This is a genomic window from Streptomyces cinereoruber (genome assembly GCF_009299385.1).
In the GTDB taxonomy this organism is placed as follows: Bacteria; Actinomycetota; Actinomycetes; order Streptomycetales; family Streptomycetaceae; genus Streptomyces; species Streptomyces bikiniensis.
The window spans coordinates 1,015,304-1,033,640 of sequence record NZ_CP023693.1; the positions used below are offsets into that span (position 1 = coordinate 1,015,304).

Annotated in this window: 15 protein-coding genes; 8 read left to right on the plus strand and 7 right to left on the minus strand. The window is 73.3% G+C overall.

Features of this window, described 5'->3' with window-relative positions; translation table 11 throughout:
* Positions 1–67 precede the first annotated feature (67 nt).
* From CP977_RS04400 to CP977_RS04415, 4 genes are read right to left on the minus strand one after another with little or no spacing between them, the layout of a single operon-like run.
* Positions 68–1,444, minus strand: a complete 1,377-nt coding sequence (locus CP977_RS04400) for a GH1 family beta-glucosidase (RefSeq protein ID WP_152369646.1) — start codon at positions 1,442–1,444, stop codon at positions 68–70.
* A gap of 35 nt (positions 1,445–1,479) precedes the next feature.
* The gene (locus CP977_RS04405; RefSeq protein ID WP_062759209.1) at positions 1,480–2,319 is read right to left on the minus strand and encodes a carbohydrate ABC transporter permease; all 840 of its coding nucleotides are present in this window, start codon (positions 2,317–2,319) and stop codon (positions 1,480–1,482) included.
* A 34-nt stretch (positions 2,320–2,353) separates the two neighbouring features.
* Positions 2,354–3,346, minus strand: coding sequence for a carbohydrate ABC transporter permease (locus tag CP977_RS04410; RefSeq protein ID WP_062757700.1), 993 nt, complete (start codon positions 3,344–3,346; stop codon positions 2,354–2,356).
* Positions 3,347–3,357: 11 nt separating this feature from the next.
* Positions 3,358–4,662, minus strand: a complete 1,305-nt coding sequence (locus CP977_RS04415; RefSeq protein WP_109186483.1) for an extracellular solute-binding protein — start codon at positions 4,660–4,662, stop codon at positions 3,358–3,360.
* Between the two features lie 170 nt (positions 4,663–4,832).
* On the opposite strand from CP977_RS04415, the gene CP977_RS04420 reads away from it, so the two are divergent.
* Together CP977_RS04420 and CP977_RS04425 are read left to right on the plus strand one after the other, a co-directional pair.
* Positions 4,833–6,140 (plus strand): ROK family transcriptional regulator, encoded by a 1,308-nt coding sequence (locus tag CP977_RS04420; protein ID WP_152369647.1) that lies wholly within the window; start codon positions 4,833–4,835, stop codon positions 6,138–6,140.
* Between the two features lie 115 nt (positions 6,141–6,255).
* The gene (locus CP977_RS04425) at positions 6,256–6,510 is read left to right on the plus strand and encodes a lipopolysaccharide assembly protein LapA domain-containing protein (RefSeq protein WP_062757707.1); all 255 of its coding nucleotides are present in this window, start codon (positions 6,256–6,258) and stop codon (positions 6,508–6,510) included.
* A 51-nt stretch (positions 6,511–6,561) separates the two neighbouring features.
* Here CP977_RS04425 and CP977_RS04430 read toward each other — a convergent pair whose 3' ends face one another.
* The 3 genes from CP977_RS04430 to CP977_RS04440 all read right to left on the minus strand — a co-directional run bounded on the left by CP977_RS04430 (position 6,562) and on the right by CP977_RS04440 (position 9,117).
* On the minus strand, positions 6,562–7,677 hold the full coding sequence (locus CP977_RS04430) for an acetate/propionate family kinase (RefSeq protein ID WP_152369648.1): 1,116 nt from the start codon (positions 7,675–7,677) through the stop codon (positions 6,562–6,564).
* 68 nt (positions 7,678–7,745) lie between these two features.
* A complete protein-coding gene (locus CP977_RS04435) occupies positions 7,746–8,156 on the minus strand; it encodes a four-helix bundle copper-binding protein (RefSeq protein WP_062757712.1) in 411 nt (136 codons plus the stop codon).
* Between the two features lie 160 nt (positions 8,157–8,316).
* The gene (locus CP977_RS04440; RefSeq protein ID WP_109186487.1) at positions 8,317–9,117 is read right to left on the minus strand and encodes an SDR family NAD(P)-dependent oxidoreductase; all 801 of its coding nucleotides are present in this window, start codon (positions 9,115–9,117) and stop codon (positions 8,317–8,319) included.
* A gap of 302 nt (positions 9,118–9,419) precedes the next feature.
* Here CP977_RS04440 and CP977_RS04445 point away from each other — a divergent pair, with 302 nt between their 5' ends.
* From CP977_RS04445 to CP977_RS04470, 6 genes are all read left to right on the plus strand, one after another.
* Positions 9,420–9,611 (plus strand): DUF4236 domain-containing protein, encoded by a 192-nt coding sequence (locus CP977_RS04445; protein ID WP_062757716.1) that lies wholly within the window; start codon positions 9,420–9,422, stop codon positions 9,609–9,611.
* Between the two features lie 162 nt (positions 9,612–9,773).
* Positions 9,774–11,021, plus strand: coding sequence for a hypothetical protein (locus tag CP977_RS04450; protein WP_152369649.1), 1,248 nt, complete (start codon positions 9,774–9,776; stop codon positions 11,019–11,021).
* A 42-nt stretch (positions 11,022–11,063) separates the two neighbouring features.
* The gene (locus CP977_RS04455; protein ID WP_063915225.1) at positions 11,064–12,329 is read left to right on the plus strand and encodes a toll/interleukin-1 receptor domain-containing protein; all 1,266 of its coding nucleotides are present in this window, start codon (positions 11,064–11,066) and stop codon (positions 12,327–12,329) included.
* Positions 12,330–12,337: 8 nt separating this feature from the next.
* Positions 12,338–13,264: an AAA family ATPase gene (locus tag CP977_RS04460; RefSeq protein WP_062757723.1), complete on the plus strand. Its 927-nt coding sequence runs from the start codon at positions 12,338–12,340 to the stop codon at positions 13,262–13,264.
* Between the two features lie 3 nt (positions 13,265–13,267).
* Positions 13,268–14,242, plus strand: a complete 975-nt coding sequence (locus CP977_RS04465) for a hypothetical protein (RefSeq protein WP_109186489.1) — start codon at positions 13,268–13,270, stop codon at positions 14,240–14,242.
* Positions 14,239–18,294: a CHAT domain-containing protein gene (locus CP977_RS04470; protein WP_152369650.1), complete on the plus strand. Its 4,056-nt coding sequence runs from the start codon at positions 14,239–14,241 to the stop codon at positions 18,292–18,294. Before CP977_RS04465 ends, CP977_RS04470 begins: the two co-directional genes overlap by 4 nt.
* Positions 18,295–18,337 lie beyond the last annotated feature (43 nt).

Genomic DNA, 18,337 nt, shown 5'->3' on the forward strand with positions numbered 1-18,337 from the left:
CAACCTCCCGGAAGGCCCTCCCCGGTCCTGACGGGAGGGCCTTCCGGAGGCGTACGGCGGTGCCCGGTCAGCCGGCGGTCGTCTCCCGGTGGGCGCGGATGATGTCCGCGTACCGGCGGCCGCTCGTCTTCACGGTCCGCTTCTGCGTGGCGTAGTCGACGTGGACCAGGCCGAAGCGCTTGTCGTAGCCGTAGGCCCACTCGAAGTTGTCGAGGAGGGACCAGGCGTAGTACCCGGCGAGCGGGACACCCTTGCGGACGGCGCGGGCGCAGGCCGCGAGGTGCTGTTCCAGGTAGCCGGTGCGCTCCGGGTCGTGGACGGAGCCGTCGGGGCCGACGGCGTCGGGGAAGGCGGAGCCGTTCTCGGTGACGTACAGCTCGCGCACGCCGTAGTCCTCGGTGAGGCGCAGCAGGAGGGCTTCGAGGCCGCCGGCGTCGATCTGCCAGTCCATGCCGCTGCGGGGCACGTCGGGCAGGCGCACCTCGCGGGCGTACGGGACGGGTCCCTCGGGGTCGTCGGCGACGGTGACCGGGAAGTAGTAGTTGAGGCCGTGCCAGTCGAGCGGGGCGGCGATCAGCTCCGCGTCGCCCGGCTTCTCGGGGAGTTCGACCCCGTACAGCTCGCGCATGTCGGTGGGGAAGCCGCGGCCGTACACCGGGTCGAGCCACCAGCGGTTGGTGTGACCGTCCATGCGGGCGGCGGCGGCGAGGTCCTCGGGCCGGTCGGAGGCGGGCGCGACGGTGGAGTGGTTGGTGACCAGGCCGATCCGGGCGCCGGGGGCGGCGGCGCGCAGCGCCTGGGTGGCGAGGCCGTGGCCGAGCAGCAGGTGGTACGAGGCGCGGACGGCGGCCGTGAGGTCGGTGAGGCCCGGGGCCATCCGGCCCTCCAGGTGGCCGATCCAGCCGGAGCAGAGCGGTTCGTTGAGGGTGGCCCAGCGGGTGACGCGGTCGCCGAGGCGCTCGGCGACGGCGGTGGTGTAGGCGGCGAGGTGCTCGGCGGTCTCGCGGACGGTCCAGCCGCCGCGGTCCTGGAGGGCCTGCGGCAGGTCCCAGTGGTAGAGGGTGACGGAGGGGGTGACGCCGGCGTCGAGGAGGCCGTCGACGAGCCGGTCGTAGAAGTCGAGCCCGGCCTTGTTGACGGGTCCGTCGCCGCCGGGGACGACGCGGGGCCAGGCGACGGAGAGCCGGTAGGTGTCGGTGCCCAGCTCCTTCATCAGGGCGATGTCCTCGCGCCAGCGGTGGTAGTGGTCGCAGGCGGTGTCGCCGTGGTCGCCGTTGTCGATCGCGCCGGGGACCCGGGAGAAGGTGTCCCAGATGGAGGGGGCCCGTCCGTCCTCGGCGACCGCGCCCTCGATCTGGTAGGCGGAGGTCGCCGTGCCCCAGGCGAAGGAGGGCGGGAAGGCCTCCAGGTCGAGCGCGGGGCGGGAACCGGTGGATTCGGACACGGGGAACCTCTTCGTGGTCGGTGTGGAGAGGGACGTCACTTGACCGCACCCGCGGTGAGGCCGGCGACGAGGTAGCGCTGGAGGAGCAGGAACCCGACGACGACGGGGAGGCTCACCACGAGGGAGGCGGCCATCACCTGGTTCCAGTAGACGTCGTTCAGGGTGGAGTAGCCCTGGAGGCCGACGGCGAGGGTGCGGGTGCTGTCGGTGGTCATGACCGAGGCGAAGAGGACCTCGCCCCAGGCCGTCATGAAGGCGTAGATGGCGACGGCGACGATGCCGGGCCTCGCGGCCGGGATGATCACGCGGAACAGCGCCTTGACCGGCCCGCAGCCGTCCACCTTGGCCGCCTCGTCCAGCTCGCGCGGAATCGAGTCGAAGTAGCCGGTCAGCATCCAGATGGAGAACGGCAGCGAGAAGGTCAGATAGGTGAGGATCAGACCCTCGCGCGAGCCGAAGAGCGCGATGCCGGTGGCGTTGCCGAGGTTGACGTAGATGAGGAAGAGCGGCAGCAGGAAGAGGATGCCGGGGAACATCTGCGTCGACAGGACCGTCACCGTGAAGACCCGCTTGCCGCGGAAGGAGTAGCGGCTGACGGCGTACGCGGCGAAGATCGCGACGATCACCGAGAAGACCGTGGCCGCGCCCGCGACGACGATCGAGTTCACGAAGTAGTCGGCGAGCGGGACGGTCTCCCAGATGTCGAAGTAGGGCCGGAGCGTGAGCCCGGAGGGGAACCACTCGAACTTCCCCGAGACGTCCTCGAGGGGCTTCAGGGAGCTGGAGACCATCACGTACACCGGCAGCACCACGAAGCCGGTGAGCAGGGTGAGGAAGATCCGCCGGGTCCACAGGAACGAGCGGGGTGCCGCCATGGGCGACCGGGGAACCGTGCGGCGGGCCGCGTGCTCAGACATCGGAGGTCTTCCTTCCGCGGGTGGTGAGCAGGAGGTAGACGCCCGTGACGACGAGGAGGAAGAGCAGCAGCAGCACGGACATGGCCGAGCCGGTGCCGAAGTTCCACGTCTGGAAGGACGACTGGTAGATGTGGAGCGAGATCAGGTCGGCGGCTTCGGGGGCCGCCTTGCCGAAGAGCACGAACGGCGTGTTGAAGTCGTTGAACGTCCACAGGAACAGGACGAGGACGAGGACCTGGTTGACGGAGCGCAGGGACGGCAGGGTGATGTGCCGGATCTGCTTCCACATGCCGGCGCCGTCGAGGGCGGCGGCCTCGTACATGTCCCGGGGGATGTTCTGGAGTCCCGCCATGACGGTGAGGAAGGCGAAGGGCCAGCCCTTCCAGACGGAGACGATGAGCAGGGCCCAGAAGCTGTTGTCGCCGATGAGCCAGAAGGCGGGGCTGTCGCCGATGCCTAGCTGGTCGTGCAGGACGTGGTTGATCATGCCGTTGTCGCGCTGGAACATGAACGCCCAGGTGATGACGGCCGCGTAGACCGGCAGGGCGTACGGGACGAGGAACAGGGTCCGCAGGAAGCCCCGGCCGCGGAAGTTCTCCTGGAGGAAGACGGCGGCGGCCGTCCCCAGGAGCCAGCACAGTCCGACGGACAGGACGGTGAACATGCAGGTCGTCAGGAAGGACTTGAGGAGCGCCTGTCCGACGGGGGCGTCGAAGTCGATGGCGACGCTGTAGTTGTCGAACGCCGACCAGGGCGCCTCGGACCAGTTCCGGATGTAGAACTGGGTGAGCTCGCGGAAGCTCATGGTGATGCCCATGAGCATCGGCACGAGGTGGACGAGCAGTTCGAGGAGCAGGGCGGGCAGGAGCAGCAGGTACGGCAGTGCGATGCGGCGGCGCCCGGAGCGGCGCGGGGTGCGCGCCTCTCCGGGTGCGGCCTTGCGCACCGCCTGCTCAGGGGGCTGAGCGACGGCGGTTCTGGTCATGGTGGGGCGGCCTACTTCTTGGGCATCTGCTGCTGGGCCTTTTCGAGCTTGGCCTTGACGGACTCCGTGGTGACCGGCCGGCCGGCGGCGGCGTCGGCGAACAGCTCCTTGACGGCGGTGCCGACGACGGTCTCGAACTGGGACTCCTCGGGGACCTGCGGCAGGGCGGCGGCGCTGGTGGCGAGGGTGTCGCGGATGACGGCGAGCGAGGGGTCGGAGAACGCGGCGTCCTGCTGGGCGCTCTTGACCGGCGGGACCGAGCCGTACGCCTTGTTGAGGGCGATCTGCTCCTCGTCGCTCGTCATGTACTTCACGAACTTCAGCGCGCCGTCGAGGTTCTTGGTGTTCTTGAAGACGGCGAGGTTGATGCCGGCGACCATGGAGTTGGTCTGCTTGCCCGTGCCGGGCTTGCCGGACGGGACCGGGGCGGGGGCGACGCCCCACTCGTCGGGGCCCATGCCCTGGGCGGAGAAGGTCTGCGACGGGGTCTGCCACAGGACCATGCCGGTCTTGTTCTTGGCGAAGTCGCTGAGGGACTGGTTCTGGGCGTACTCGGCGTTGCCGGGGGCCGCGATCTTCTGGGCGGCCATGAGGTCGACGTACTGCTTGACGGCGGCGACGGCGCCGTCGGAGGTGAAGTCGGGCTTGCCGTCGGCGGTGAAGAAGTCGGCCCCGTGCTGCTTGGCGAGGACGAAGACCTGGTGGATGTTGTTGGAGAGGTTGGAGCCCTCGACGCCGATGCCGTTCTTGCCCTTCGCGCCGAGCTTCTTGCCGGCCTCGGCCACCTCGTCCCAGGTGGTCGGCGGCTTGGCTATGCCCGCCTCCTTGAAGAGCTGCTTGTTGTAGTAGAGCGCGTAGGCCATGGAGTAGAGCGGGACGGCGGCCGGGTCCTGGCCGGGGGCGCCGGTGGAGCCGAGCGCGGAGTCCACGAAGCGGTCCTTGCCGCCGATGGCCCCGAAGTTCTTCGCGTCCCAGGGCAGGAGGGCCCCGGTGGACTGCAGGGAGGCGCTCCAGGTGTTGCCGATGTTGAGGACGTCGGGGCCCTGGCCGGAGGTGGTCGCGGTGAGGATCCGGTTGAGCAGGTCGGACCACGGGATCACCTCCAGCTTGACCTTGATGCCGGTCTCCTTCTCGAACTGGTCGAGTTCGGGCTGGAGGACCTTCTTGTCGACCTCCAGGCTGGCGCCCTGGTTCGAGGCCCAGTAGGTGAGGGTCTTCGGGGACGACCCGCTGTCTTCTCCCCCGCCGCAGGCGGTGGCGGTGAGGACGAGGGAGAGCGTGACGGCACCGGTGACAGCGGCTCTGATTCTGCGCATGGCTCCTGGGCCCTTTCGGGGACGAGGGGAGGGCCGATGCGGGGAGCCCCTGGACCGCTCTCCGCTGCATCGGCTTAATTTAGGATGTGAGTTAAACCCCATGAGAAGGTCGCGTCAAGGCCTGTACTGCGGGTATGTTGAAACGAACGACATGAGAGACGGGGACCAGAGTGCACGCGAGAAGTGGCCGCACGGTGCGTGACCTGCGGCGCGAGAACCGCACCGCCGTTCTGCGCAGGCTGTACTTCGACGGACCGATGAGCCGGCTCGCGCTCGGCCCCGCGACCGGACTCAGCTCCGGCTCGGTCAGCAACGTGGTCGCCGAACTCGTCGCGGAGGGCCTGGTCGAGGAGGCGGGCAGCGTCGACTCGGCCGGCGGGCGCCCCCGCACCCTCGTGCGCATCACGCCCGGCAGCGGGTTCATGATCGGCGTCGACATCGGCGAGACCCGGATCAGGATCGAGCTCTTCGACCTCGCCCTCACCGAACTCGCCCGCACCGAGCGCCCGTTGGCGAGCTCCGGTCCGCGCACCGCGCGGTACGACGTCGATCTCGTCGTGGCGCACCTGCGGGAGGGCGTCGCGGAGGTGCTGCGGACCGCCGACGTGCCCGCCGAGCGCCTGCTCGGCGTCGGGGTCGGCGTGCCCGGGATCGTGGCCCGCACCCCCGAGGACGGCGCCGTCGTGCACGGCCAGACCGTCGGCTGGAACGCCGTCCCGCTGGAGCGCCTGCTGCGCGAGCACGTGGAGCTGCCCGCCTCGGTGCCGTACTGGATCGACAACGGCGCCAAGACCCTCGGCCAGGCCGAGATGTGGTTCGGCGCGGGCAGGGGCGCGCGCAGCGCCGTCGTCGTCCTCTTCGGCTCCGGCGTCGGCGCCTGCGTCGTCACCGACCCCATGGGGCCCGGACGGGCCCTCGAATGGGGGCACTTGACGGTACGGGTACGGGGCCGGCGCTGCCGCTGCGGCTCGCAGGGCTGCCTGGAGGCGTACGCGGGCGCGGAAGCGCTCCTGGAGCGCTGGCGGGAGGCGGGCGGGCGGCCCCCGGAGGGTGCGGACGAGGAGACGGCCCTGACGGCAATGCTCACCGCCGCCTACCCGGCCGAGGCCGGAACCCCGCCCGACGCCACCGCCCTCGCCGTCCTGGAGGAGACCGCCGAATACCTCGGCGCGGGCTTCGCCGACCTGATCAACCTCTTCCAGCCCGAGCGCATCCTCGTCGGCGGCTGGGCCGGCCTCCAGCTCGGCACCCGCTTCCTGGAGACCGTGACCGGCTACGCCCGGGAGTACGCGCTGCGGTACCCGGCCAGCCGCACCGGGATCGGCCTGGGCACCCTCGGCCCCGAGGCCGTCACCGTCGGGGCGGCCCTGCTGCCCCTGGTCGACTTCTTCGCCCAGGGCGGCCGCCGCCCCGAGGCCGAGCCCACCCCTCCCTCACCGGCCTGGCAGACCGCCCTGCGGGACCGCGTGTCGCCCTGAGGGCGGGATCGCGGACCGCTCCTCGGAGTGGGGTCGCGTACCGCCCCGGGGCCGGCGGCGGTGTCCTCACCGGGCCCGGATGGCCCACCCGGGCAAACCACCTGATACTTAACGCATGGCAGACAAAACGGCGAAAGAACACCCGCCGTCGAGCGTGACGGTCAAGGGGCGGGACGTCCGGCTGCGCACCATCGGGTTCGTCGTGCTCGCGGCCCTGGCCATCTGGTTCATCGCCGCCAACACCGGCTCCGTCACCATCCGCATGTGGGTCCCCGAGGTCACGCTCCCCCTGTGGACCGTCCTGGCGGTCACCCTGCTCGCCGGGATCGCCCTGGGCCTGCTCATCGCCCGGCGGCGCGCCCGGCGCTGACAGCTGCTTTCCTCCGGCGGACCGCCTCCGAAGCGCCAGGGCCGACCCCGCTCAGCGGCGGGCCAGGACGGCCCGGGTCTCGCGGTCGACCTGCCGGGCCTCCCCCGTGGGCACGACGAGGACCGGGACCCGCGCGCCGGGCCCGCTGACGATCTCGGGGCGTTCGGCGACGAGCGGCCGCAGCCCGCCGGTGAGGCCGAGCACGGACAGCCCGGCGCACACCTCCTCGCGCACCTCGGGCTGGTCCTCGCCGATCTCGCCGGTGAGGACCAGGGCGTCGAGCCGGTCCAGGGACGCGGCCACGGCGGCGATGCCACGACGGCAGTGGTGGGTGAAGACGTCCAGGGCGAGCGCGGCCCGCTCGTCCCCCGCCGCCCGGTCGCGGACGAGGTCGCGGGTGTCGTCCGAGGTGCCGGAGAGGGCGAGCAGCCCGGACTCGTGGTTCAGCGCCTCCTCGACGGCGTCGGCCGTCAGGCCGTGCCGGGTCTGCAGCCACGTCAGGGCGCCGGGGTCGACGCTGCCGCTGCGGTGGCTCATCACCAGGCCCTCCAGCGGGGTGAACCCCATGGTCGTGTCGACGCTACGGCCGTCCCGCACGGCGCAGGCGGAGCAGCCGCCGCCGAGGTGCGCGATCACCAGGCGGAGCCGCTCGGGAGGGCGGCCGAGGAGGTCGGCCGCCCGGTCCAGCGCCCAGGCGTAGGACAGTCCGTGGAAGCCGTAGCGGCGCAGTCCGTACTCCTCCCGCCACGCGGCGGGCACCGCGTACTCCCGCGCGGCGGCGGGCAGGTCGCGGTGGAAGACGGTGTCGAAGCAGGCGACGTGCGGGACGTCGGGCAGCAGCTCCCGGGCCGCGTCCAGGACCGTGAGGGCCGGCGGGACGTGCAGCGGCGCGAGGTCGGCCGCCTTGTCGAGCCGGGCGCGTACGTCGTCGTCGACCGGGATGTGGTCGCGCAGTTCCGGCCCGCCGTGGACGATGCGGTGTCCGACGGCCGCCGGAGCGGGCGCCTCGTCGAGGAGTCGCCGCAAGGCGTCCGGGGCGTCCTCGCCCGGCGGGGCGTCGTCGTGGTGCTCGGCGAGGACCTCGCCGTCGCCGCCGAACACGGTCAGGCGCAGACTCGACGATCCCGCGTCGGCCACCAGGACCGGGCCGTCCTCCTGTACGGACACGTCGTCCCCTTCGCTCGGTGCGGATCGCTCGGCCTGTCGGCCCGCTCGGTGGCGGCCGTTCGGCCTGTTCAGGCCAGGGAGGCGATCAGGTCGTTGCACGCCCGCTCGCAGCGGCGGCAGGCCTCGGCGCACACGCGGCAGTGGTCGTGCCGGTCGGCGTGGCGCTCGCACTCCCCGGCGCAGACCCCGCAGACGGTGGCGCAGGCCTCCAGGACCGCGCGGGTGACGCGGGTGTCGTCGCCGGTACGGCGGGAGAGCACGGCCGCGGTGGCGGCGCAGACGTCGGCGCAGTCGGCGTCGGTGCGGATGCACGTCGTCAGCTCGCCGACCATCTCCTCGGACAGACAGGCGTCCGCGCAGGCGGTACACGCCTGCGCACAGGCGAGACACGCCTCGATGCAGCGGACGAGCTTCTCGCGGTCCACCCCGCCGAGGTCGGCGGGAAACGTGTCGAGCATGTCCTTCACCGTGGTGGTCACGGGTGCCTCCGGGGGTTCGGGTCGTCTGGTCGGCGGTCGCCGCTCTGTACGCGTAACACCGGAAAAGGGACGGGAAACCTCCCTTCGGCCGTTCGTCCACGGCCGGTCCGGCCGGCGGCGCCCGGGACGGGAGGGGACGGTCCGTCCGAACCGGCTGCTCCTACTCCTCGTCGCCGGAGCCGGGTTCGGCCATCCTCCGGTGCGCCTCCGCCTTCAGGCTGTCGGGCAGCAGCTTGTTGGCGGCGGCCTGCGCCTTGGTCCTGGCGGAGCCCGCGACGATCTTGTCCTTGCCGGCGAAGAGGGCGTCGAGGCCCTGGCGCGCGACCTGGGCGGGGTCGTCCTTGTCCTGCTGTCCGACCTTGGTGTCGTCCATTCCGGCGCGGCGGAAGAAGTCGGTCTCGGTCGGGCCGGGCATCAGGGAGGTCAGGGTGACGCCGGTGTCCTTGAGTTCGTTCTGCAGGGCTTCGGTGAAGGACTGCAGGAACGACTTGGACGCGTTGTACACGGCCTGGAAGGAGCCGGGCATCGTGGAGGCGATGGACGAGGTGACGAGGACGCGGCCCGCGTCGCGGGCGGTCATGTCGCGGAGGACGAGCTTGGCCAGGTGCACGGTGGAGCGGACGTTGAGGTCGACGACCTCCAGCTCGTCCGCCAGGTCGTTGTCGACGAACGCCCCGCCCCGTCCGACACCGGCGTTCAGGACGACGACGTCGAGCGGCCGGCCGAGGGCGGTGGCCCCGGCGAAGAGGCGTTCGGTCTGCTCGGGGTCGCGCAGGTCGGCCCGGACCGCCTCCACCCGCGCCCCGGCCGCCCGGATCCGCAGGGCCGCCCGCTGGAGCCGGGCGTCGTCCTCGGCGTTGACGACGAGGTCGTAGCCGCGTTCGGCCAGCTGCTCGGCCAGTTCGAGGCCGATGCCGCTGGAGGCGCCGGTGACGAGGGCGAGGGGCTTGGTGTCGCTCATGTGCGGTCGCTTTCGGTTCGGGGTCGGAACGGTGGACCCGGCGCCGGTCGCCCGGCGGGGACGCGGGACGACGGCCGGGCACGAGAAACCGATCGCACGGCGATCACCGGACGCTCGGAGCCGTAGGACGCCTGTTCCCGTTTTCCGGTACGTGACGGCCGGCGCGGAGGAGCCGTTCACTCCTACGAGCGGGCCCGGCGACCCGAAGGCCTCGGGAGGGCACGCCGACGGTGACACGATGGTGGGGCGACCGTGACAGTCCCGGCGTACGCGGGGCGCACCATGGCGTCGAGGAGGCCGACATGTCGATTCATTACCGCAAGCAGATCACGCTCGTCCCGAAGCTGCTCCGCCTGAACATCGGCACGCACGGCTGGTCGCTGAGCCTCGGCCCGCGCCGGGCCCACGTCGCCTTCCACAGCCGGGGCGGCCGCAGCGCGTCGGTACGCCTCCCGGGCGGCCTCACCTGGCACCGGCACTCCCGGCGCCGCTGAGAAGACCCCCTCGGCGCACGGTCGCCCCCCGGCGCCGCTGAGAGGAACTCCCCGGCGCCGCTGCCAAGAGCCCCCGGCGCGCGGCACGCGGTGTCCCCCGACTTCCCCGATGCCCCCGCGACGCCTCCCTCCGCGTCGTAGAGTCGCGCCGGGGGAGGAAGCATGCGAGCTGCGGTACGGGTGGGGATCGTCGGCGGTGCGAGCGCCGTGCTGGCCGGATGGGCCTGGGTGGCCGCCGTCGGCCGGGCGCCGGTGATGGTGGTGGCGCTGCCGGTGGTCGGGGCGGTGTGGCTGCTCGTCCTCCTCCACCACGGTTACCTGATCGGACGCGGGTGGGCGCACCGGCGGCGGCGCCGGAACAGCCGGGAGCGGCGGGCGGCCTGGGCCCCCGCCGCCGGCGTGCGCGCGCCGATCGACTATCCGAACGTCCTGCGGCGCCCGTCGGGCGACGCCCCGGTGGACCACCAGGGGCGCTACCGGGCCACCGGCGTCCGGCTCGCCGTCCTGCCCCTGCTGGCGGTCCTCTTCCTCACCGCGCACACCGTCCTCCCGGAGCACGGCGGCGGCCTCGGCATCGGGTTCGTGCTCGCCGAGTGCCTGCTGCTCGGCTCGCTGGTGTGGACGGTGTGGACGGAGCAGCAGCCGTCCCGGCCCTGGGTCACCAGCCGGGTCAGGGCCGAGCTCTTCCGCCGGGAGATGTTCCTGCTCCTGGCGGGCGTCGGGCCCTATCTGGGCCGTACCGACCAGGAGGCCGAACTGGTGCGGGACGCCCGGATCGGCCTGCTCGCCGACGCCGGTCCGTCCGCGCTCGACCGGTTCGCGCACCTCACCGACCAGGATCCGGACGGCGGGGAGCGGGACTGGCGGGACGAGGTGTGGCGCCGGGCCGACGACCCCGCCGTCCCGGCCCTCGGCGACCTCGGCGACCGGATGCGCACCTACCTGGACCACCGCATCAGACGCCAGCGGCTGTTCATGGAGCTGGCCGCCGAGAAGTGCGAGCGCTCGGAGGGCGTGCTCGGCCGGACCGTCAAGGGCGTGGTCCTGGCGGCCGTCGGGGTCGCCGTCTCGTACGCCGTGCTGCTCGCCGCCGTGCCCGACGGGCACCGGCCGCCCACCGCCACGGCGCTGATCGCGGTCCTCGCCGCCGGCCTGCCCCCGCTGTGCAACTCGGTGCTGGCCGTGCAGAACCTGCTCGCCGGACAGCGTCTGGCGGTCTCCTACCGGGAGACCCGGCTGGAGCTGCTCGGCCACGAGAACGCCCTGCGCCGCCTGCTCGGACAGCCCGAGGGCCCCGAACTCCTGCGTTCCTTCCGGACCTTGGTCGTACGCACCGAGTCGACCCTCACCGAGGAACTGCGCCGCTGGCGCATCACGGTCGCCAAGCCGGAATTCGACGCGGGTTTGTGAAACCCCCCACCCGGTGTCCGGCAATGGATCACAATCACCGGTGTGGGGGAAGTCTTCATCAGCCATAGTGCCCGGGGCGACGCGTCCGCCATGAACGTCCTGCGGAAGGTCGTGGAAGAACTGGAGGCCAAGGGGCACAGACCGCTCGTCGACCAGTCGGACATCCCTCCCGGCGAGGAGTGGCGGGCCGAGGTCGTCGACTGGCTGGCACGCTGCGACGCGGCCGTCGTCCTGCTCAACGAGAAGGCCCTGAAGTCGACCTGGGTACGGCGCGAGGTCAACATCCTGATGTGGCGCAGGGCCCTCGGCGCCCCGCTGCTCGTGATACCCGTGCTGCTGGAAGGCCTCGGGACCCGCGCCGTCAAGGACGCCGGGCTGGAGGAGCTGGGGCCGGTGCAGTTCGCCCGGACTCCGGCGGGCGCGGAACACGACGCCCTCGAGGTCGCCGGGAAGGTGCTGCGGCGGTTCTCCGAGCTGCCGTCCGCGGCGGTGGGCGACGATCCGATGCGCGGCTGGCTCGCCCGGATCGGCCTCTACCTCAAAGAGGCCCGTACGGACCCGCGGCTCCTGGCCGAGGCCGCGAAGGCGCTGGAGATCGAGGACCACCACCTGCCCGCCATCACCACGGGGCACGAGGGCTGCCTCTTCCTGGCGCACCAGTTCCTGGTCGCGCCCCCCGCGCGCATGGAACGGGCCCTCGACATCCTCGCCCCCGCGCTGTCCGACCAGACGATCTCGCGGCTCGTCGGCTCGCTGACCGCCACCTGGGTGCACGAGGAGGCGGCCAGGAACGTGCTGCCTCCGCCGGGCGGACCGCCGCACGCGATGACGCTCCTGCTCAACGCCCACTTCCCCGAGACCGCCGAGGACTACGTCCGGCGGGCGACGTGCGGCGCCCACCGGGGCTACGAGGTGCAGTCGACCGGGGCCCTCCCGCTGGGGGAGGACCGGGTCGGCGAGCGGGTGCGCTCCTGGGAGGACGCGGTGTGGCAGCTGTTCTTCGACGCCGAGGACGAGGACGACCGCTGGCTGCCCGACGACCTCCACGAGCGGAAGCACTACCTGCTCATCGACGAACGCCGGCCCGACGGGGACTTCGCCGACGCCGTCGGCCTCCTGCACGGACTGTTCTCCTGGCTGATCGTCCTCGTGACGACCGGTAACTCCGTCCCCGCCCAGCCGGTCCGGGACCGCTTCGACAACGCGGTGCTCCTGGAGCCGCTCCTCACCGTGGCCGAGGAGCAGACGGCCCGGCTGCGCAAGAAGAAGCTCGTCAAACTGCCCCGCCGCCTCACCGGAACGTACTAGGAGCCCCCGTGGCAGAGCAGACCGTGCAGGGACCCGATCCCCGGGACGGCCTGGTGTACGACATGTCGGACGACCTCCGGACGGCCGTCGAGGTCGCCCTGGCCACCGACCGGCCGCTGCTGCTGAGCGGCGATCCCGGCTCGGGCAAGTCGTCCCTCGCCCCGTACCACGCCCGCCGGAACGGCATGCGCTACTACGAGCACGTGATCACCTCCCGGACCCGGGCGACCGATCTGCTCTGGACCTTCGACAGCGTGCGCAGGCTGGCCGACGCGCAGGCGCACCGCGGCCGGCTGAACGACGGCGACTACGTCGTCCCCGGCGCCCTGTGGTGGGCCCTCGCCCCCGAGTCGGCGCGCAGCCGGGGCGGTCTGCTCTCCCCGGCCCACCACCGGGACCCCTCGGAGCGCTTCCTCCACCGCGAGGAGCGTCCGAGCGGCGCCGTCGTCCTGATCGACGAGATCGACAAGGCGGATCCCGACCTGCCCAACAGCCTCCTCGTGCCGCTCGCCTCGCACGAGTTCACCGTCGGGGAGACCGGCACGCTGGTACGGCGCGAGGCGGACGCCGGACCGCCGCTGATCGTCATCACCACCAACGGCGAACGGGACCTGCCGCAGGCGTTCGTACGGCGCTGCGTCACCTTCACCCTGCCCGGCCCCACCCACGAGGGGCTGGTCCGCATCGCCCGTCTGCACCTGCGGCACGAGAAACGGAAGATCTCGGACTCCGTCCACGAGCTCGTCGTCGCGCTCGCCGACGAACTGATGAGGGCGCGCGAGACCGCCGGCCTCGGCCACCAGCGGCGGCCCAGCACCGCCGAGTACCTGGACGCGCTGCGGGCCTGCCTGACGCTGGGCATCACCCCGGGCGATCCGCGCTGGCTCCTGCTCCGCAGTCTGACGCTGGCCAAGCCGGCGGAAGCCGGGCGGTGACCGGTGCGCGGGGAGATCTGGCTCGGTGACGTGGTCCGCGCCCTGGAGGCGGCGGGCACGGAGGAGGAGCGGGTGCGGATCGCGGGACTGCTGGGCTTCGCCCCGCGCTCCGTACCCGTGGACGACGCCCCGCCGTCCCGGGAGCCGTCGCCCCCGTCGGACGATCCCTTCCCCCGGCCGTCCCACGAGCCGGACCCCCGGGCCGACGACGAGCCGATCGCCCCGCCCGTGCCCGAGGAGCCGGCCGAGCCCGTGGACGTACTGGCGGAGCTGCCGCTGCTGCGGCCCGTTCCGCACGGGCCCGGCCGCGAGGGGGACGCCGTGCCGCGGGAGGCGGTGGAACCGCTGGCCAGGCCGACCGGCGTGCGCCTCCCGCTCCCCCACCAGCCCCTGCTCGTCCCGCAGTGGACCGGTGCCATCGTCCGCGCCCTGCTCTCCCGGCCGGTGCCCGAGGGGCCCGTGGACATCCCCGCCCTGATCGACACGCTGGCCCACGAGCGCCCCGTCACGTCCCTGCCGCGCCTCCCCGTGCCCACGCTCCGGTACGGCGTCCAGGTGCTGGTCGACCGGGGCGCCGGAATGCAGCCGTTCCGCCGGGACCAGGACGAACTGCTGAGGCGCGTCCGCGCCGTGGTCGGTGAGGAACTGGTCGAAGCGGGGTACTTCTCCGACGCCCCGCAGCGCGGGACGGGCCCCGGGCCGCGCTGGACCCGGACCGCCTACCGGCCGCCCCGGGCGGGCCGGCCCGTGCTGGTCCTCTCCGACCTGGGTCTGGGCGGCCCGCCCGGGCACCGCCGCCGGGGCACCCGCGAGGAGTGGACGGACTTCGCGTGCGCGGTGCGCCGGGCCGGATGCGAGGCCGTCGTCCTGTCGCCGTACCCCGCCCGCCGCTGGGCGGCGTGGATGCCGAGGACGCTGCCGCTGGTCGGCTGGGACCGGACCACCCGGCCCGGGCACGTCGGAAGGAGGCGTGCATGAGCGGCCTCCCCGACCACCTGCCGCCCGCGCCGCCGGAAGGCGCGCGGGAACTGGCCGAACTGCTCAGCTTCGCCACCCGCGTCGAACCCGAGCTGATCCGTGCCGTCCGGCTCCGCTTCCTGCCGTGGCTGGACGCCGGGGCCGAGGCCGACCTGTGGTTCAGCTCCTGGGTGGGCGCCCGGTCCCCGGAGGCCGTCGCGCTGCTCCCCGAGTGCCTGCCGCACCTGCGCGCCGGTCTGGTCGAGCGGCTGCGGTCCGATCCGGCGCTCGGCGAGGTCTTCGACGTCGTGGAGGCCCACCACCGCGGTCTGTCACCGGCGCTGCTGCTGGAGGAACGGGTCACCTGGCACACCCTGACCGGGGACCTGGAGGCCGCCGACCGGCAGCTCGACCGCGCCCTGCACGCGCTGGTCCGGGAGGAGCGGTCCGGTCTGGCGGGCTGGTTCGCCGAGGCGTGGCACCGCCTGCCGGACGAGGCCCGGTCGATCACCACCGCGTGGCGCCTCGCCCACGCCTCCCGGCCGCACGTCCCGGCGTTCGACGCGGGGCAGCCCCCGCACCTGGACCTCGCCGACATCGCCCCCATCACCGGCTCCGTCGGCGAGGTCCGGCTCGGAGTGCTGCGCGAGGGGACCGCGCTGACGCTGGGACAGGTGCGGGGACGGCACGCGGCGGCGGTCCTCGTCCCGGCCACCGACCCCCGCCTGGTCGAGGTCGTCACGGACTCCGGGACGCGGACGGTACGGGTGGACCGGAACGCGGTCGTACGGATCGAGGTGGGCGGCGGACGGGTGGAACTGCGCACGGGCGCGGGGGCGGTCTACCGGGTCGAGCCGGTGTCCGCACCGTCCGTGCCGAGGGGCGTCTGGGCCAGGGTGGACAGCGTGCTCCGGGAACTCGGCGACGCGGAGCCGGGGCCGGAGACCGTCGCGCGGGTGGGCGGCGTCCTGGAGGACCTGCTCGGACTGTTCCGTTCGGAGGACGACACGATCGCGCTGCACGCGGCGGTACGGATCGGCGACCGGGTGGCGGAAGACGGTCTCCTGCCGCAGGAGCTCCTCGGCCTGGGGCACCTCGTCGGCGAGGTGTACCTGGCGCACGGACTGCGTCTCGGCCACCGGCGTTCGCTCGAACGGGCGATGCGCGTCAGCGGGCAGCTGCTGGACCTGCCCGGCCACGAGGCGGACCCGGCCGCCCGCGCCGTCCGCGGGGGCGCTCTGCGCGGCCTGTTCTCGTACACCGGCGACGTCGGTTCGCTCTTCCGGGCCCTGGAGACGCTGACTCCGGTCCCCGTCCGCCCGACGGGCACGGAGGAGGAACCCGGCCACCGGCGGGTCGTCGCCGAGCTGCTGTCCACCTACGCGGTCCTCTACGAGACGACCCTCCGCGACGACCTCCTGCGCGGCGCGATGATCCTGGCCGACACGATCGTCGGCCGCCCCGAGGAGGAGGCGTCCTGCGCACTGCCGCTGGCCCGCCTCCTCCTCTCCCACCACGAGGCGACGGGGGCCCCGGGGGCCCTCCGCCACGCCGATCGCCTCGTCCGGACCGGGGAGTCGGCCGCCGAGCCGAGGGACGTCCGGGTCGAGAGGGAACTCCTGCTGGCCCGGTCCTCCCTGGCCCGGTTCCGGACGTACGGCGTGCGCGAGGCCTTCGAGGAGGCCCTGGAGCGCGCGCGCTGGGCCGTCTCCCTCGCCTCGCCGGACAACGAGCTCCAGTCGACGCCCCCGCGCCTGCTGCTGGCGGACGTGCTCCGTCTGCGGTTCGCCCTGACGCACGAGCCGGAAGCCCTCGACGAGGCCGTCGCCGTCCTGCGGGACGTCGCGGGGTCCCTGCCCGTGTCGTCGCCCTGGCACGGGGCCGCGCACCACGACCTCGCCCGCTGCCTGGTGGACGGCTACCGGCGGAGCGGCCGGGCCGACGAGCTGGAGGCCGCGCGCGAAGCCTGCCGGGTCGTCCTCTCCGAGGGCTGGAGCCGTGAACCGGCCCTGGCCCGCCGACAGGAGGCACAGTCCCTGATCGGCGAGTGCCTGCTGCTGGCCCACGTCGCGTCCGGGAGCCCCGAGACGCTCCGAGAGGCCGTCCAGGGCCTCCTGGAGATCGTGGAGAACTCCGAGACCGGGAACACCGGGAGGCCCCGGTTTCTCACCGCACACCGACCGGCCTGGTATCCCACGGCCGGGATCGTCTCCGCATTGCTGGAGATACCGGCCGACGCCCCGGGAGCCGTGGACCTGGTCGAACTGGTCGACCTGTGGGAGCGGGCGGTGCGGTCGTCGGAGACGGTCGATCCGACGCTCCGGGAAGCCGCCCTGTCGTCCCTCTTCCTGGTACGGTCCGGGCTCACGTCCGGCCCCCTCGCCTCCTCGCGCCACGCGCTGGTCGAAGCGGCCGAAGACGCGCGGCGGGCGGCCGAGGACGCCGTCCACCCCCTGTGGCGGCTCCGGGCGCTGCTCCACTGCGGCGAACTCGGCGTGCGACTGGGCGCCGGCGAAATCGTGGCCGATGTCCACGAGCGCGCCACCCGGGAGCTGGCGCCGCTGCGTTTCCTGCCGCCCGACCGGGCGCACGAGGCGCTCGTCACCTCGTGGGAGCGGCTGAGCCGGGAGGCCGCGGCCCACGCGATCGACGCGGGCCTGCCGACGAGGGCGCTGGACATCCTGGAGCAGCGCGGCAGGATGCTCGCCGAATACGGCGCGGACCGGCCGGAGGAGCCCTCGTCGGCTCCCGCCGCGGAGGTGCGGTGGCTGTGGGCGTACCTCCATCTCGACGTGGAACGCGTCTCGCAGGCCAACCCGCTGCGGAAAGAGGCCTGGCGCCGGGCGACCAGGTTCGCCGATGCCGCTCCGGCGGTGTCCGGTCCCTCGGGTTCCTTCGCAGCGGAGGCCGCGTCCCGTCCGGCCTCGGTCGCGAGCGAGGGCCCCGTCGTCGTGCTCAACGCCGCCGCTCGCCGCTGCGACGCCCTCCTGGTGACGCGCCAGGGCGTGACCGTACTGCCGTTGGACGTGCGGCTGGGAGAACTGCGCGAGCACGTACAGCGCTTCCGGACGGTCCCCCTGGAGGACCCGTCGGAGGGCTGGGCCGTCCTCGGCTGGCTGGGGGCGAGCACCGTGTGGCCCGTCCTGAACGCGCTCGGACTCGCGGACCACCGCCCCGCCCTGTACGCGCTCGAGCCCACGAACCACCGGCCCGCCCTGGAGGCAATCGGTCCCACGGACCACCGACCCACCGGGGACGCACCCGGGCCCGCGGACCACCGGCCCGCCGTGGGTCAGGACGGCCCCCCGGAGCCGGCGGTCCGCGCCGAGGACGAGACGCTGCCGCGGATCTGGTGGTGCCCCACGGGCCCCTTCACCATGCTGCCCCTGCACGCCGCGGGCACCCCCGAGCGGTCGGCCATGGACCACGCGGTCCACTCGTACACTCCGAGCCTCCACGCACTCGCCCGGGCACGGCACCGCGAACGGCGGGCGGACGAGGGCGCCGTGCAGTCCATGCTCCTCGTCCTGTCCGGCGAGGGGTTGCGGTGGGCGCGCGAGGAAGTCGGGCTGATCCGGGAACGGGTGCCGCACGCCCAGGTCCTGGAAGGGCCCCACGTCACCGTGGGAGAGGTCATCGCGCGTCTCGCCGACCACTCCTTCTTCCACTACAGCGGCCACGCCGGCTGGCACGCCGGAACGTCCCTGCTGCACATCTCCGAGGGCCTCGGCCGGCGGCACCTGCCGCGGGGCTTCGTCCCCGACGGAGCCCTCGCCTACCTCTCCGCCTGTGACACCGCCGGTGGTCACGCCGGCGGTGACGGCGCCGGGTGGACGATCGCCGCGTCGTTCCAGTCGGCGGGGTTCCGCCATGTGATCGGCACGGTGGGCGACGTGGAGGAGAAGACGGCCATGCTGGTCGCGACGTCCTTCTACCGGTCGCTGCGGGCGCCCTCCCGACGGCTGAGCCCGGAACACTCGGCGCGCGCCCTGCACGGGGCCGTGCGGAGCGCCAGGGCCCGCGGCCCCCTCGGCCTGCTCAGGGCCGCGGCGCTGGTGCACCTGGGGCCGTGAGCGTGCGGCGGGAGTACGAGAGAAAGGTCCCGGGGCGTGCGGC